Genomic DNA, 15,436 nt, shown 5'->3' on the forward strand with positions numbered 1-15,436 from the left:
TTATTAAATCCTATAAATATCATTTATTGGATTAATTTATTTTGGTACTGTGCATATCATCCCCCAGTTAAGAATAAGGAATAACTATGAATAAGATGATGAATGCTCTTATCCTAGAAAATTTTGGTGATCATGAATTTAAACGGCACTGTTGCAAATAGTGATTTGAGTCGATGATGTTCCCTTTAAAAAGTGCTTAGAGACCGAAAACCCTGTTGATTAGACACACTTCACCCTGAGGCTGACCATAATAAAATGACGATGCTTGTCCTTTACGTAGTGCACGCATGACTTCAATACCTTTAATTGTCGCATAAGCAGTCTTCATAGATTTGAATCCTAATGTGGCCCTGATGATTCGCTTTAACTTACCATGATCACATTCAATGACATTATTTTTATACTTAATCTGCCTGTGCTCAATATCTACTGGACATTTTCCTTCTCGCTTTAATCGTGATAAAGCATGGCCATAGGTCGCTGCTTTATCTGTATTGATGACCCTTGGAATTTGCCATTTTTTCACCGTATTGAAGATCTTTCCTAGAAAACTATAGGCTGATTTACTGTTCCGTCTAGCGGAAAGGTAAAAGTCAATCGTATGACCCCGTTGATCAACTGCACGATACAGGTAAGTCCATCGCCCCTTCACTTTGATATAAGTCTCATCCATATGCCATGAATGTAAATCTGTAGGATTACGCCAATACCAGCGTAACCGTTTTTCCATTTCTGGAGCATAACGCTGAACCCAACGATAAATTGTACTGTGATCCACATTTATGCCTCGTTCAGCGAGCATTTCTTGAAGTTCACGATAGCTGATGCCATATTTACAATACCAACGAACAGCCCAAAGAATGATTTCACCTTGAAAGTGCCGACCGTGGAAGGGATTCATCTGCTGTATCTCGAAATAAATAAGATATTTAGCTTATCATGTCAGCCTATTTGCAACAGTGCCTTATTTTGAATCATCTTGGTTATGAGATTACAGCTTCGACTGGTCGACCTCAAGAGTCAGAATATTTAACCTATCTAGGGGCGAGTGAAATTATTGATCGTATTGAATTATCTTCCCCAGGAAAGCCATTAAACAAAGAAGTTTGGGCTGGCGTAATTGATACTGTTGGAAGCCATACTTTAGCCAATGCATGTGCTAGTACAAAATATCGTGGTGCAGTTGCTGCGTGTGGTTTGGCAGGCGGAATGGATTTTCCAGCAACAGTTGCTCCATTTATTCTAAGAGGGATTACCTTATATGGAATTGATAGCGTGATGGCACCAATCGAATTAAGAAAAGAAGCATGGGAACGTTTGGCTACAGAATTAGATCAAACAAAATTAGAAACAGTAACGACTGAAATTCAGTTAACAGATGCTTTAAATATTTCAAATGAAATTTTAGATGGAAAAATTCGAGGTAGAGTTGTTGTACAGATATAGTTCAACAAAATGAGTTGTGGGACTGTTCTAAATTTTGTGTAAGTACTTAATTTTCATTTATCCTACTGAGGATAATAAAAAGAGGTACTTCACATGGATGAAGCTACAATCAAAAGTATGGCAGCTGAATTAGCTAAAGGTTTAAAAACTCCTGAAGATTTAAACCAAATGACAGCCATATTTAAAAAGTTCATGATCGAAACCGCTCTGAATACTGAGCTTTCTGAACATTTAGGCTATGAAAAGCATCAACCTAAGAAAGGATCTAATGCACGTAATGGTTTTAGCTCCAAAACAGTTCTAACACAAGATGGGCAGCTTGCTTTAGATATCCCTCGTGATCGTGATGGCTCTTTTGAACCACAGATTATTAAGAAGCATCAAACACGCATTACTAGCATGGATGATCAAATTCTTTCGCTATATGCGAAAGGAATGACAAATAGAGAAATTGTTGCTTTTTTAAAGAAATGTACGATGCCGATGTATCTGCCTCCCTTATTAGTAAGGTGACGGATGCTGTCATTGAACAAGTGACAGAATGGCAAAATAGAACACTCGATAGTCTTTATCCTGTTGTCTATTTAGATTGCATTGTTGTTAAGGTTCGTCAGCATTCAACAGTAATCAATAAATCAGTTTATTTAGCATTAGGCATTAACCTGGATGGCCAAAAAGAACTTCTTGGCATGTGGCTTGCTCAAACAGAAGGTTCCAAATTCTGGCTGTCAGTCATGACAGAGCTTAAAAATCGAGGAGTGCAAGATATTCTTGTAGCCTGCCTTGCGAAGCAGCGCTTCTCAGGACTAAAAGGCTTTCCTGATGCGATAGCCTCTGTCTACCCTCATACTGATATCCAGCTGTGTATCGTACATGTTGTACGCAATAGCCTGAGATTTGTGAGCTGGAAGGACTACAAAGCTGTAACAGCAGGATTGAAGGCGATCTATCAGGCAAGTACAGAGGAAAATGCTTTAAAGCCCCTAGATATCTTCTGCGATCAATGGAATCACCAGTATTCAAAAATTGGAGAATCCTGGCGGGCAAATTGGGAAAATATCCGAACGATCTTTAGCTATCCTGCTGAAATACGTCATGCGATTTATACAACAAATGCAATTGAATCATTGAATAGCGTGATCCGCCATTCAACTAAAAAGAGAAAGATCTTCTCTTCTGATGATTCAGTGAAAAAGGTCATTTATTTAGCAACTTCAAATGCTGCTAAAAAATGGACCATGCCAATTCAAAATTGGCGTTTAGCAATGAATTGGTTTACGATTCAGTTCGATGATCGATTAAAAGATCATTTATAAAAAATGAGACTTACACAAAATAATTTACAGGCTCGTAGAAACATGAAAATACATTCTTTTGGTGAACACAATAACATTACTTTATCTAATAATTGTATTGAAGTTCGAGGTGCACGTGAGCATAACCTTAAGGATGTAGATGTTTCTATCCCAAGAAATGCACTTGTTGTTTTCTCAGGTGTATCGGGTTCAGGAAAATCATCACTTGCTTTTGGAACTATTTTTGCTGAAGCACAAAGAAGATATTTCGAATCTGTTGCACCTTATGCAAGACGCTTAATAGATCAGGCCGGAGTACCAGATGTTGATGCTATTGATGGTCTACCACCAGCAGTAGCATTGCAACAACAACGTGGTGCAAGTAATACCCGTTCTTCTGTTGGAAGTGTAACAACTTTATCAAGTCTCGTGCGAATGATTTATTCGCGTGCTGGTGCATATCCTGCCGATCAGCCAATGTTATATGCCGAGGACTTTTCACCGAACACTCCTCAAGGTGCTTGTCCTACCTGTCATGGTTTAGGTCACATTTATGAAGTTACAGAATCGACAATGGTTCCTGACCCAACACTCAGTATTCGTGAGAGAGCTATCGCATCATGGCCACCTGCTTGGCACGGGCAAAACTTACGCGATATCCTAGTAACCCTAGGGTATGATGTCGATCGACCATGGAAAGATTTACCGCAATCGGATAGAGACTGGATTTTATTTACTGAAGAAACCCCAACAGTTCCTGTCTATGCTGGTTTAAGCCCCGCTGAGACTCAATCTGCACTTAAACGTAAACTAGAACCCAGCTATATGGGCACTTTCACTGGTGCTCGTCGCTATGTCCTTCATACTTTTGCTAATACCCAAAGTACGTTGATGAAAAAACGTGTTTCACGTTTTATGGAAGGAAAAATATGCCCTTCCTGTCATGGTAAACGCCTTAAACCAGAAGCCTTATCTATTACCTTTGCTGGAGTAGATATTGGTGAGTTTATGCAACTTTCTTTGGATAAGTTAACTTGCCTGCTTGAGCCCATTGTTCTTGGCAATTTCGACGCTCATGATGCTGGAGAAAAGACTAATAATAAAGTAACCCAACTTGATAGATCCGAACGAGCAACAACAGGTAGAGCAGTGCATTCTGTATCTCCAGATGTAAGACGTACGTCAGCACTTTCAGATGAAAAGAAAATTGCTGCGCAGCGTTTAGCAAATGGTGTGGTGGGGCGTTTAAATCAATTACGCCAGTTAGGTCTTGGTTATCTAACATTAGATAGAGCCACACCGACTCTTTCAGCGGGAGAGTTACAACGTTTGCGTTTAGCAACACAATTAAGTTCTATGCTATTTGGTGTAGTTTATGTACTGGATGAACCGTCTGCTGGATTACATCCTTCAGATAGTCAGTCATTATATGATTCTCTCGATAAATTAAGAGACGCTGGAAACTCCGTATTTGTTGTAGAGCATGATTTAGAGCTCATGCGTCGTGCTCAATGGTTAGTGGATGTTGGACCAGATGCAGGAGAGCAAGGTGGTAATATTTTATATAGTGGAGTACCTCAGGGTTTAAGAGAGATTTCAGCTTCACGTACTGCAAGTTATTTATTTAATAAAATCCCAGTTACTCAAAGTTATGGACGTACACCCTCTGGTTGGCTTGAACTTAACAATATTTACCGACATAACCTGCATAATATTGATGCTCGTATACCTCTTGGTGTACTTACAGCAGTTACAGGTATTTCAGGTTCAGGTAAATCTAGTCTCGTTTCTCAAGCTTTACCCGAGTTAGTACTTTCATATTTAGGCAATGAATCTGAAACTGAAAACAATAATGAAAATAATCCTTTAAATGAAGGAATGTTGGTTACCGAGGTTACACAGGGTTCTCTGGCTGGTGATGTGGAGGCTATACAGCGTCTGGTACAGGTTGATCAAAAACCAATTGGCCGTACTCCACGTTCTAATCTGGCAACTTATACGGGTTTATTTGATCATGTTAGAAAGTTATTTGCTGGGACTCCTGAAGCTCGCCAAGCTCATTATGATGCTGGACGTTTTTCGTTTAATGTGGCTAAAGGGCGATGTGAAACTTGTGAAGGTGAAGGCTTTGTCAGTGTAGAATTATTGTTTATGCCAAGTGTATATGCCCCTTGTCCGACATGTCATGGTGCTCGATATAATGATGACACTCTGAAAATTCGCTGGAATGGACGTAATATTGCTGAAGTATTAGGAATGACCGTCAATGAAGCACGTGATTTTTTTGATGGAGAGGTCTCGATTGCTCGTTCACTACAATTATTAAAGGAAATTGGCCTTGGTTATTTACGTTTAGGGCAACCAGCGACTGAACTATCTGGTGGAGAAGCGCAACGTATTAAATTGGCGACCGAGCTGCAACGCAATCAGCGTGGAAATACACTGTATATACTTGATGAGCCAACTACAGGTTTGCATCCATCAGATGTAGATCGATTGTTAGTTCAATTGCAGCGATTAGTCGATGCGGGTAATACCGTGGTTATGATTGAGCATGATATGCGTGCCGTTGCACAAGCAGATTGGGTGATTGATGTGGGACCAGGTGCTGGAAATGCTGGTGGGAATATTGTTGTGGCAGGAACACCAAAACAAATAACAGAAAATCAAGATAGTCGTACTGCTCCATATTTAGTTAATGAGTTAGTGAGTCGTGATACTAAACGTTGATATTGCGAGTGGGTAGAATAAAACCTTAAATTAAAAGCCTGTAAAATCAATCAGATATTTTTTTGTTTTAGGTGGTGTGTGAGCATGAAATCTAAAAGTTTTTTTCAACTAAGGGCTTTGTTGCACAAACCTATCTGTAACGGCTTTTTCAGCGATATAATTTTCAAATGAAGAAGCCTACACAGAAAATCTACCGCACAACCAATTGGCCCGCATATAACCGAGCACTCATGAGTCGCGGAAATATTGCCATTTGGTTTGATCCTGCTACGCAATGGTATGCGCCATCAAAAGGCAAACAAGGGCGAAATCAAACCTACTCCGACGCAGCCATCCAATGCTGCTTAATGATTAAATCCTTATTCCGTCTGTCTTTACGTATGGTCACTGGCTTTGTGCAAAGTCTGATTAAACTTTGCGGATTAAATTGGATAGCTCCAGATTACACCACGCTTTGTAGAAGACAAAAGCATATTGATATTGTAATCAGCTACCAAAAAAGTAGCGATGGGCTGCATCTACTCATGGACTCTACAGGCATGAAGTTTCTAGGTGAGGGCGAATGGAAACGCAAGAAACATGGACCTGAATATCGTCGCCAATGGCGTAAACTTCATATTGGTATAGATGCTAAAACCCTGCAAATACGAGCAGTTCAGCTTACAACCAATAATGTCAGTGATTCACAGGTGCTTGGTGATTTACTTAATCAGATTCCACAAGATGAGCGGATTGACTCTGTTTATACCGATGGAGCTTATGACACCAAGCAATGCCGTCAGGTCATTGCAGATCGGCAAGCGCATGCGGTGATTCCACCTAGAAAAAATGCGAAACCATGGAAAGATACAAAGAGTAGCTCGCTAGAGCGAAATGAATTACTTCGAACAATTAAACGTTTAGGCAGGACACTATGGAAAAAATGGTCAGGCTATCATCGGCGAAGTTTGGTTGAAACTAAGATGCATTGCATCAAATTATTAGGAGATAAACTCAGTGCAAGGAGTTTTGATAGCCAAGTGAATGAGATCCATGCACGTGTAGCAGTCCTTAACAGATTTACGGAATTAGGTCGACCACTTACCCAAGTTACGCCTTAAATTTGGCTCAATTAGGGGCGCTTTGCATTTCAAATCTTTGTGCAACAAAGCCCTTAAAAAGTAAGCGTCCGCTGAACACACCTTATGAATTCGTCCTATAAGCCTTAATTTAGTCCTGACTTAAAAACAAGTGGGAACTTAAATTTATGACTACAAATAACCAGACATCCATCGCATCTCTTACGATAAAACGAAGAACATATAGTGCTGAATTTAAACAGCAGATCGTTCAGGCGTGTAAAGCATCGGAGGTTTCAATTGCTTCGGTCGCTTTGCAACATGGATTGAATACAAATCTTGTATCCAAATGGATTCGCTTAATTGATGCTAAGCCAGGGAATGATCGCTCACTACTACCGAATAAACCTGCATTTATTACCTTATCTTGCTCCGCACCATTAGATCCTATCCCTACTGGCATGTTAACGGTTCAAATTACTTTACCCCACTCAAAAGCAGAAATTGGCTTGAAATGGCAAGTATCAGAAATATCTGCTTTAGCAGAATTACTCAAGGCACTTACAACATGATCCGTATCGATGAAATCTGGTTGTCTACTCAGCCCATGGACATGCGTGCAGGTATGGATACGGCCATGGCTCAGGTGGTGAGAGCCTTTGGCTACATCAAACCGCATTGTGCTTACCTGTTCTGTAATAAACGTGGCCATCGCATGAAAGTGCTGGTACATGATGGACTGGGCATCTGGCTGTGTGCCCGGCGGTTGGAACAGGGAAAATTCCACTGGGCTAAAGTTCACCAGGGTGAAAACGTAGCTCTCAGTCCAGAACAGTTACAGGCACTAATTCAGGGTTTGCCTTGGCAGCGCATTGGACGACAGCAAGTGGTAACAATGCTCTAAACTAGGCTGCTACATTCTGCTATTCTCCAAACGTTCTATTTCCTCTGCGTCATGACCTCAGGCATACTGCGGTCATGAAAATGCTGCCTGATTTAAGCCAACTGACCCATGAACAACTGCTGGAATTTACCCGGCAGTTGGCGATGCAGCATCAGTCTCTGGCACAATCAAATCAAGAATTAGAAAAATCAAACCAGCAATTGGATGCCAAAGTTCAACATCTTTCCATTCTCACGCAAAAATACGAGCATGAGCTCGCACTATTTAAACAGCACAAATTTGGCAGTAAAAACGAACATCTCACCGCAAAACAAATCCATCTGTGGGATGAAGCGGTCGAAGAAGATATTGCCGCTGTTGATCTGGAACTGGAACGGCTGAATGCAGATAAAACTGATGCAGCGACACACAAAGCCACAGTCAACAAACCTAAACGTCGACTGCTGCCCGATCATCTACACACCATCCGTATCGAGCATGAACCAACATCAACCCAATGTGCTTGTGGCTGCACCTTGCGTCGTATCGGCGAAGATATCAGTGAAAAACTACATTTCAGACCGGCACAGTTCTATAAGGAACAGCATGTGCGTGGCAAATGGGTCTGTGATCAGTGTGACACCCTGACTCAGCAAGCGATGCCTGCCTATGTGATTGATAAAGGCATTGCTTCACCTGAACTGCTCAGCCATGTGCTGGTATCGAAGTATGCCGATCATTTACCGCTGTACCGTCAACGTCTGATCTATCAGCGGGCGGGAATCGAGCTTTCTAGATCAACGTTATCTGACTGGATAGGTCGCTGCGGTGTGGAACTGGAACCTCTGGCCAATGCCTTAAAACAGGTGGTGCTGCAACAGCGGGTGATCCATGCCGATGAAACGCCGGTCACCATCATGCGGATGGGTGATGATGAGAAAAAACCGAAGAAAGGTTATGTCTGGGCCTATGCCACTACACAGTACAATCCAGTTCAAGCGGTGATCTATGACTTTCAGGATAGCCGTTCAGGTCAGCATGCAGAAGAGTTCCTGAATGGCTGGCAGGGCCATCTGGTCTGTGATGATTACAGTGGTTATAAAGCACGCTTTAAATCAGGCGATGTCATAGAGGTGGGCTGCATGGCGCATGCACGTCGTAAATTCCATGAGCTACATGTGACCGGGAAAAGTCAGATCGCTGAACAGGCATTACTGATGATTCAGAAACTGTATGCGATAGAAGCAGAACTCAGGAAAAAGACCGATGGTACAGCAGAACACCGCCGCGAATACCGACAACAGCACAGCCAACCGGTGATGCAACAACTGTGTGAATGGCTCAACCAACATTATCTGACGGTGCCATCGAGTTCTCCCACCGCCAAGGCCATCAATTACAGTCTGAAGCGTTGGCCAGCCTTAAGCCGCTATCTGGATGATGGCAATCTACCCATTGACAATAACTGGGCAGAGAACTCAATGCGTCCCTGGGCATTGGGCCGTAAGAACTGGTTGTTTGCAGGTTCGCTGCGCAGTGGACAGCGAGCGGCAAATATCATGACTTTAATCCAGTCAGCAAAGCTGAATGGGTTGGATCCGTATGCCTATCTCAGTGATGTGCTGAAAAGGCTGCCGACGCATAAAGCGACCCAAATAGAAGAATTACTACCACATCGCTGGAAATCCAACTCAAATTAAAAAATAGGCATGGGGTTCAGCGGACGCTTACCTTAAAAACAAGAAAAAGAGGATTGATAAAATGATGATAAAAAATAAAAAAGCGCCTGATGGCGCTTTCCTTTAATCATATTTATGGCGTCAGAATCACTTTACGACAGTCTTCTTCTTTTTTATCAAAAATACGGTAACCTTCCGCAGCATCTTCCAGTTTCATGCGATGGGTAATAATCAGATCTGGAGACAGATCTCCATTTTCAATATGTTCTAGCAACTGCGGCAAGTAGTTATGCACATGGGTTTGTCCCATTTTAAAGGTTAAACCTTTGTCAAAGGCATCACCAAACAGGAAGCCATGAATTGGACCGGCATAAACTCCAGGTACACTCACCACACCGCCGCGGCGGACCGCTGCAATACATTGTCTTAACGCTGAACCACTCGAACCTTCTAATTTCAGGTTGGTCATTACGGTTTCCAGCATGCTGCCTTTAGCTTCAAAACCGACCGCATCAATGACGGCATCGACTCCACGATAACCCGTGGTATTTTGAATGATAAATTCAGCGGCATCGACTTCATCAAAATTGACCGGAATCACTCCATAGGTTTGATGTGCGAAACGCAGACGATAAGGATGGTGATCGACCATAAAAATCTGCTCGGCACCGAGCATCCGCGCACAGGCAGCAGCCAGCAGACCGACTGGGCCAGCACCATAAATCGCCACACTGGAACCTCGACCAACTTGGGCATTGTTCACTGCTTGCCAGGCGGTTGGTAGAATATCGGTCAGGAATAATACTTTTTCATCAGGCAGGGAGCCTGGCACTTTAAATGGTCCGACATTGCCCTTGGGGATCCGCACATATTCAGCTTGACCACCCGGTATACCACCATACAGATGGCTAAAGCCAAATAAAGCTGCCCCTGGTGGAATCTGTTTTTTATTGAGAATTGCACCACGGCCGGTATTGGTATTTTCACAGGCAGCCATTAGTTCATGTTCACAGAAAAAACAGTGACCGCATGCAATCACAAAGGGAATAATTACCCGATCACCTTTTTTGACTTCGGTTACTTGTGGGCCGACTTCTTCTACAATTCCCATAAATTCATGGCCGAAAATATCACCGTCTTCAGTGGCCGGGATTTTTCCCCGGTATAAATGCAGATCTGAGCCACAGATGGCGGTGGCTGTCACCCTTAAAATAACGTCATCTGGTTCCTGAATCACTGGATCTGGAACAGATTCAACTCGTACATCCCGAGCACCATGATAGGTAAGAGCACGCATGCGGATTTCCTCTTTCTAGTTCAACATTAAACAGACTCGTAGCAAGGCTGCCAAGAATTAAAAAACACTTTTATTAGAGCCTTATGCGCCAAGAAATCGCTGTAAATTAATGTATGAAATAAGACATCCGAGTGTTTAAAAAATAAACTTATATAGGGTTTACGTAATTCGTGAGCTTATGTGTCGAATGAATAGAAAAGAACAGAATTAAAGAAACATCTAGTAATTTCTATAACTTATAGTGAATAGCCACCAATTTTGTAGACACCTTTTAGTTAGATAAAAAAGCAATTTTTTTGATCTTTAAAGAATGAGGATATAGTATTTGTAAAATTACTTAGCTGCTTAAAACTTAATTCTAATTGGTTAATAGGTGAAAAATGGGTAGTGTTTCAAAAAGTATGCTGGCATTAAACGAATCCATTATTGATATAAAAGAACACTAAATCAAAGGCTTTGAAATGATTTTCAAGCTTTTTGGAGAAGTTGCAGCTTCTCCTAAAGCCTCGCCTGATTCGATGCCGTAATCGACAATTATTGCCTTCTATACCCACAGTGAAAAATTTACCAATCAACTGTTTGCATTCTTTAAAGGTCGTAACAAAGCTATCCCAATGGTCACTTGATATACATGTATAGCTTACACCTAACTGCTTCAATTTTAATTTAAGTCGTTTTGCAGTGGCTAAATCTCGGTTACCCCATACATAAGCAACAATTTCACCTGTTTCTCGATGATAGGCATAAATTAGCCATTGTTTATTTTGCTTATGACCAACAAAAGTCCAAAACTCATCTACTTCAAGGGTTTCATAATGACTTTGCTGTGCTCGAAGTTGATATTTTGATTGGCTAAGTGTCCGTAGAACTTTACCGATACTTACTCTTTCAATTTCTGCTATATCCCTGACACCACTGCCTCGCACCATGAGGTGTAATATTTTGGTTTTGATACCTGAGTGACAGCCTTGATAACTGAGAGCATGATCACCAATAAATTGACGTCTGCATATTTTACATTGGTAATTTTGCTTACCATCTACTTTTGTGCCATTTTTCTTTATACTGTCACTTAGGCAGGCTGGACACTTGATTTCTAGAGTTATTCGCATTTCTCTATTTTATCAAAATCCAACCTGCTTTTTTTCAGCATACTTTTTGAAACACCACCCATTTTTTAAATTGATCCTAGACTGAACCGTACCGGGTTTGTCGGAGAGTTAATATTCTGAGAGACTATCCCGATGACAAAATTAAAATATACCCCTGAAATTAGAGAAAGAGCGGTTCAATTATTGATTGAATCTGAAAAAGATTATCCATCGAATTGGGCTGCGATCACCGCTATTGCTCCCTGAGCAGTATACTGCGCAAGGGTTGTACTCCTGAAACACTACGTGCCTGGCATCAAAAGCATTTAGATCAGCAAAATCCAGTTAAAGTACAGCAGCTTTCAGACCAAGAACGTATCAAACAACTCGAACGCGAAAATAAAGAACTGCAACGCGCCAATGAGATTCTACGTAAAGCAGCCGCTTTTTTCGCCCAGGCGGAGCTCGACTGCCCACACAAATAATGGTGGATTTTATCCATAATAATAAAGAGCTGTACGGAGTCGAGGCGATTTGTAGAATTTTACCAATCGCACCTTCAACCTATTACCGCACTCTAGATCTCTGCGAAAATCCAGAACATCGAGCAAAGCGAGATTTACATGACTTGCATCATGCTGAACAAATTAAACGAATTTGGAAGGAAAGTTCAGGTCGGTATGGTGTACGTAAAGTCTGGCAAAAACTGAAACGTGAAGGTTATGTTATCGCACGCTGTACTGTTGCTCGATTAATGAAAAAGCTAGGTATACAAGGTGTTTGGTGAGGTAAGAACAAACAAACCACCCGTAGCCGAGATGACCAAAAACGAGCAGATGATTTAGTGAAACGTAATTTTACTGCTGATCATCCTGACCAACTGTGGGTGAGTGACTTTACGTATATTCAAACAAATTCAGGCTGAGTCTATACCGCCTTTATTATTGATGTGTTCTCACGAGCAATTGTTGGCTGGAAAGTATCTACACGAATGAATACAGATATGGTGCTCGATGCATTGGAGCAAGCATTGCACGATCTAGGCATGCCAAAGAATGTGATTCATCATTCCGACAGAGGTGTGCAATATCTTTCCATTCGCTATACCAATCGTTTAGAAGCAGCAAATTTACGAGCATCAGTCGGTACGACTGGTGATTCATACGATAATGCTTTGGCTGAAACGGTGAATGGCTTATACAAAACAGAGGTGATTGAATATCTAAAAGCAGATTGGCAAGGTTTAGCAGATGTACAACTTGCGACACTAAACTGGGTAGATTGGTTCAATAAAAAGCGTGTACACAGTGCACTGGGTTATGTATCGCCTTTTGAGTTTGAAGCAATGTACTATGATAAGATTAACCCGTTAGGTCAGGTGGCCTAACTTAAATAAAAAAGTCTCCGACAAACCCGGTACGGTTCACTATTCACTAACTTGTAAATATCGGCTCTGTACACGACAAAAATAGATAACTCATTGAAATAATGTCACAATAATTGTTTTCTAACGACGAATACTATGATACATCTCAATGAGTTATATCTTATCTTAAACAAATCTCTAAAATGGAACAAGTCACATTTAAAGTGCTTTGCGCTCATCATGCTTGTGATTATTTTAAAGCAAACATGTAATCTTTCTTCTGCATCTAAAGCCTTGCCCATCAAGTGCTTACCACAATCATTTTATCGACGTATGCAGCGCTTCTTTGCAGGTCAGTATTTTGATTATCGTCAAATTTCTCGGTTGATTTTCAATATGTTTTCATTCGACCAAGTGCAACTGACTTTAGATAGAACCAATTGGAAATGGGGAAAACGAAATATTAATATCCTGATGCTCGCAATCGTTTATCGTGGAATAGCGATACCTATCCTTTGGACATTGCTTAATAAACGTGGAAATTCAGATACGAAAGAGCGCATTGCTTTGATTCAACGCTTTATAGCCATTTTTGGTAAAGACCGTATTGTGAATGTGTTCGCAGACAGAGAGTTTATCGGTGAGCAGTGGTTTACATGGTTAATTGAACAAGACATCAACTTCTGCATTCGTGTTAAAAAAACTTCATTGTCACCAATCATTTAGGGAAGAATCATAAAATTAGTGATTTATTTCGCCATCTTCAACTTGGTCAAATTGAATGTCGTAAACGACGGATTTTGGTTGGTCGGGTGAAACTATATATGAGTGCACTACAGTTAGAAAATGGAGAGCTTTTACTCGTCGTTTCTCCTCAGTTTAATGCCAATGCTATTCAGGATTATGCATTACGCTGGGAAATTGAAACCTTATTCAGTTGTCTCAAAGGACGAGGATTCAATCTTGAAAATACGCGCTTGACAGACGCTAGACGAGTGAAAAAATTGATTGCGGTGTTAGCTATAAGCTTCTGTTGGTGTTACTTAACGGGTGAATGGCAACATGATCAAAAAAAAGCGATAAAAATAAAGAAGCATGGACGACTCTCAATGAGTTTATTTCGCTATGGTTTAGACTATGTTCAAATGGCGATTCAGCGTTTAATTGGTTTTGGGAAAAAAGAAGAGTTTAAGGAAATTTTGGCAATTTTAAGAAGGCAGAATCCTGATAGGATAAGGGTTCTGTGAAATTTGTCGTGTACAGAGAAATATCGGTATACCGCCTGACGACTAATCCCAAAAGCTTTTCCTAATGCCATTTTTGATGGATACTTCCCTTCCCTCCATGCTTGTCGTAAAGCTTCAGCTTGGTCAGGCTTTAGTTTATGCACCCGACCTTTGTACTTCCCCTGAGCAGAGGCGAGTTTTATTCCTTCCTTTTGCCGCTCTAAAATGATCTCACGTTCGAACTGTGCAAAAGCACCCATCAATTGCAGCATCAAATTATCCATCGGGGTGGATTCGGCCGTAAAAGTAATATTTTCTTTTACAAACTGGATGGCAATCCCTCGTTTGACCAGTTTATCTACTTCAGTGACCAAATCTTTCAGGCTTCGCGCAAAACGATCCATGGAATGTACAATCACCCTGTCCCCTTCCCGGACATAGTTCAACATTTCCTGAAATTTAGGTCGGTCAGTATTTTTACCTGAAGCACGGTCAACAAAAATCCGGTCGACTTCAATCCCCTCAAGTTGACGCCCAGTATTTTGCTCGACCGAACTCACTCGCACATAACCTACTTTTTGGCCTTTCACTCTTTCTCGCCCCAATTGGATAAAAATGAACAATTTTGTAAATTATAAATCTTTAATATCAAAGTTACATGTTACTTATGATTAAAAATCATTTAAATGATACATAATTTCATGAACTTTCAGATTGTAACTTTAGGGTACACTCTAAATCTACATATTTAAATAACGAGTTTTTTCTCACTCATAAGAATTTGTAAGAATATATATACATTTATTGACATTAAGTAATTTAAATAAAATCAATATACGTATTTGCATATATGTGGAAATACGTATATAAATATATCTGAGTTTCTAATAGCAGAGTCAGTCAAAATGTTCTCGACCATAAAGATTTATCACAATCCTGAGTGTGGTACATCAAGGAATACCTTAGCTTTAATTCAAAATGCAGGAATTGAACCAATCGTTATTGAATATCTAATTACCCCACCTTCGAAAGCAGAATTAATTGAACTTATTCGTAGTGCTGGTTTAAGTGTTAGAGAAGCAATTCGTAAAAATGTACCTCCATATTCTGATTTAGAAATTGTTCGGGAAGATTGGTCTGATGAACAGCTTTTAAATTTTATGCTTCAACATCCTATTTTGATTAACCGCCCATTCGTTGTTACGGATTTAGGTACACGTTTGTGTCGTCCTTCTGAAGTTGTTTTGGATATTCTCCCGTTTCCTCAGAAAGGCGCATTTAGCAAAGAAGATGGTGAAAAAATTATTGATGAAAATGGCCTAAGAATTAAATAGCACTTTCTCATCTCTTGAATGGAAAGAATGT

At 40.6% G+C, this 15,436-nt stretch carries 10 protein-coding genes, 4 pseudogenes and 1 other annotated feature; of the genes and pseudogenes, 10 read left to right on the forward strand and 4 right to left on the reverse strand.

Translation table 11 applies throughout. The features are described 5' to 3' along the window. Positions 1 to 196: 196 nt before the first annotated feature. Positions 197 to 901: an IS6-like element IS1008 family transposase gene (locus AC4CU3_RS18290; protein ID WP_001067783.1), complete on the reverse strand. Its 705-nt coding sequence runs from the start codon at positions 899 to 901 to the stop codon at positions 197 to 199. 62 nt (positions 902 to 963) lie between these two features. Here AC4CU3_RS18290 and AC4CU3_RS18295 point away from each other — a divergent pair. From AC4CU3_RS18295 to tnpC, 7 genes and pseudogenes are all read left to right on the forward strand, one after another. Then, positions 964 to 1,446 (forward strand): annotated as a pseudogene (locus tag AC4CU3_RS18295) (zinc-binding dehydrogenase); the annotation flags it as partial. 93 nt (positions 1,447 to 1,539) lie between these two features. Continuing rightward, positions 1,540 to 2,762, forward strand: a pseudogene (locus AC4CU3_RS18300) (IS256 family transposase). Between the two features lie 42 nt (positions 2,763 to 2,804). Next, entirely contained in the window at positions 2,805 to 5,471 is a 2,667-nt protein-coding gene (locus AC4CU3_RS18305) for an excinuclease ABC subunit UvrA (RefSeq protein WP_279045513.1), read from the forward strand. A gap of 167 nt (positions 5,472 to 5,638) precedes the next feature. Then, positions 5,639 to 6,571 (forward strand): IS5 family transposase, encoded by a 933-nt coding sequence (locus AC4CU3_RS18310; RefSeq protein WP_053577975.1) that lies wholly within the window; start codon positions 5,639 to 5,641, stop codon positions 6,569 to 6,571. Positions 6,572 to 6,717: 146 nt separating this feature from the next. Then, complete coding sequence (gene tnpA, locus AC4CU3_RS18315) at positions 6,718 to 7,101, forward strand: IS66-like element accessory protein TnpA (RefSeq protein ID WP_004684363.1); 384 nt, start codon at positions 6,718 to 6,720, stop codon at positions 7,099 to 7,101. Then, positions 7,098 to 7,433 carry an IS66 family insertion sequence element accessory protein TnpB gene (gene tnpB / locus AC4CU3_RS18320; RefSeq protein WP_043974827.1) on the forward strand — a complete coding sequence of 112 codons (336 nt, stop codon included), beginning with the start codon at positions 7,098 to 7,100 and terminating at the stop codon, positions 7,431 to 7,433. Before tnpA ends, tnpB begins: the two co-directional genes overlap by 4 nt. A gap of 74 nt (positions 7,434 to 7,507) precedes the next feature. Then, complete coding sequence (gene tnpC, locus AC4CU3_RS18325; RefSeq protein ID WP_201952670.1) at positions 7,508 to 9,112, forward strand: IS66 family transposase; 1,605 nt, start codon at positions 7,508 to 7,510, stop codon at positions 9,110 to 9,112. A gap of 112 nt (positions 9,113 to 9,224) precedes the next feature. On the opposite strand, the gene AC4CU3_RS18330 is transcribed toward tnpC, so the two are convergent. After that, a complete protein-coding gene (locus tag AC4CU3_RS18330) occupies positions 9,225 to 10,388 on the reverse strand; it encodes a zinc-dependent alcohol dehydrogenase (RefSeq protein WP_004897278.1) in 1,164 nt (387 codons plus the stop codon). 410 nt (positions 10,389 to 10,798) lie between these two features. Next, the gene (locus tag AC4CU3_RS18335) at positions 10,799 to 11,500 is read right to left on the reverse strand and encodes an IS1 family transposase (RefSeq protein ID WP_004282341.1); all 702 of its coding nucleotides are present in this window, start codon (positions 11,498 to 11,500) and stop codon (positions 10,799 to 10,801) included. A 132-nt stretch (positions 11,501 to 11,632) separates the two neighbouring features. On the opposite strand from AC4CU3_RS18335, the pseudogene AC4CU3_RS18340 reads away from it, so the two are divergent. Both AC4CU3_RS18340 and AC4CU3_RS18345 read left to right on the forward strand, forming a co-directional pair. Next, positions 11,633 to 12,866: pseudogene (locus tag AC4CU3_RS18340) on the forward strand (IS3 family transposase). Next, positions 11,922 to 12,038 (forward strand) — a sequence feature (AL1L pseudoknot). It overlaps the preceding pseudogene by 117 nt. A 135-nt stretch (positions 12,867 to 13,001) precedes the next feature. Beyond that, a protein-coding gene (locus AC4CU3_RS18345; RefSeq protein ID WP_490738371.1) for an IS4-like element ISAba1 family transposase occupies positions 13,002 to 14,092 on the forward strand; the annotation gives its coding sequence in 2 pieces (ribosomal slippage) (positions 13,002 to 13,542 and positions 13,542 to 14,092; 1,092 coding nt in all). A 5-nt stretch (positions 14,093 to 14,097) separates the two neighbouring features. Here AC4CU3_RS18345 and AC4CU3_RS18350 read toward each other — a convergent pair. Beyond that, positions 14,098 to 14,661 (reverse strand): annotated as a pseudogene (locus AC4CU3_RS18350) (recombinase family protein); the annotation flags it as partial. Between the two features lie 315 nt (positions 14,662 to 14,976). On the opposite strand from AC4CU3_RS18350, the gene arsC reads away from it, so the two are divergent. Then, on the forward strand, positions 14,977 to 15,405 hold the full coding sequence (arsC, locus tag AC4CU3_RS18355; protein ID WP_004644743.1) for an arsenate reductase (glutaredoxin): 429 nt from the start codon (positions 14,977 to 14,979) through the stop codon (positions 15,403 to 15,405). Positions 15,406 to 15,436 lie beyond the last annotated feature (31 nt).

This window comes from Acinetobacter sp. 802_lipA (assembly GCF_058242885.1).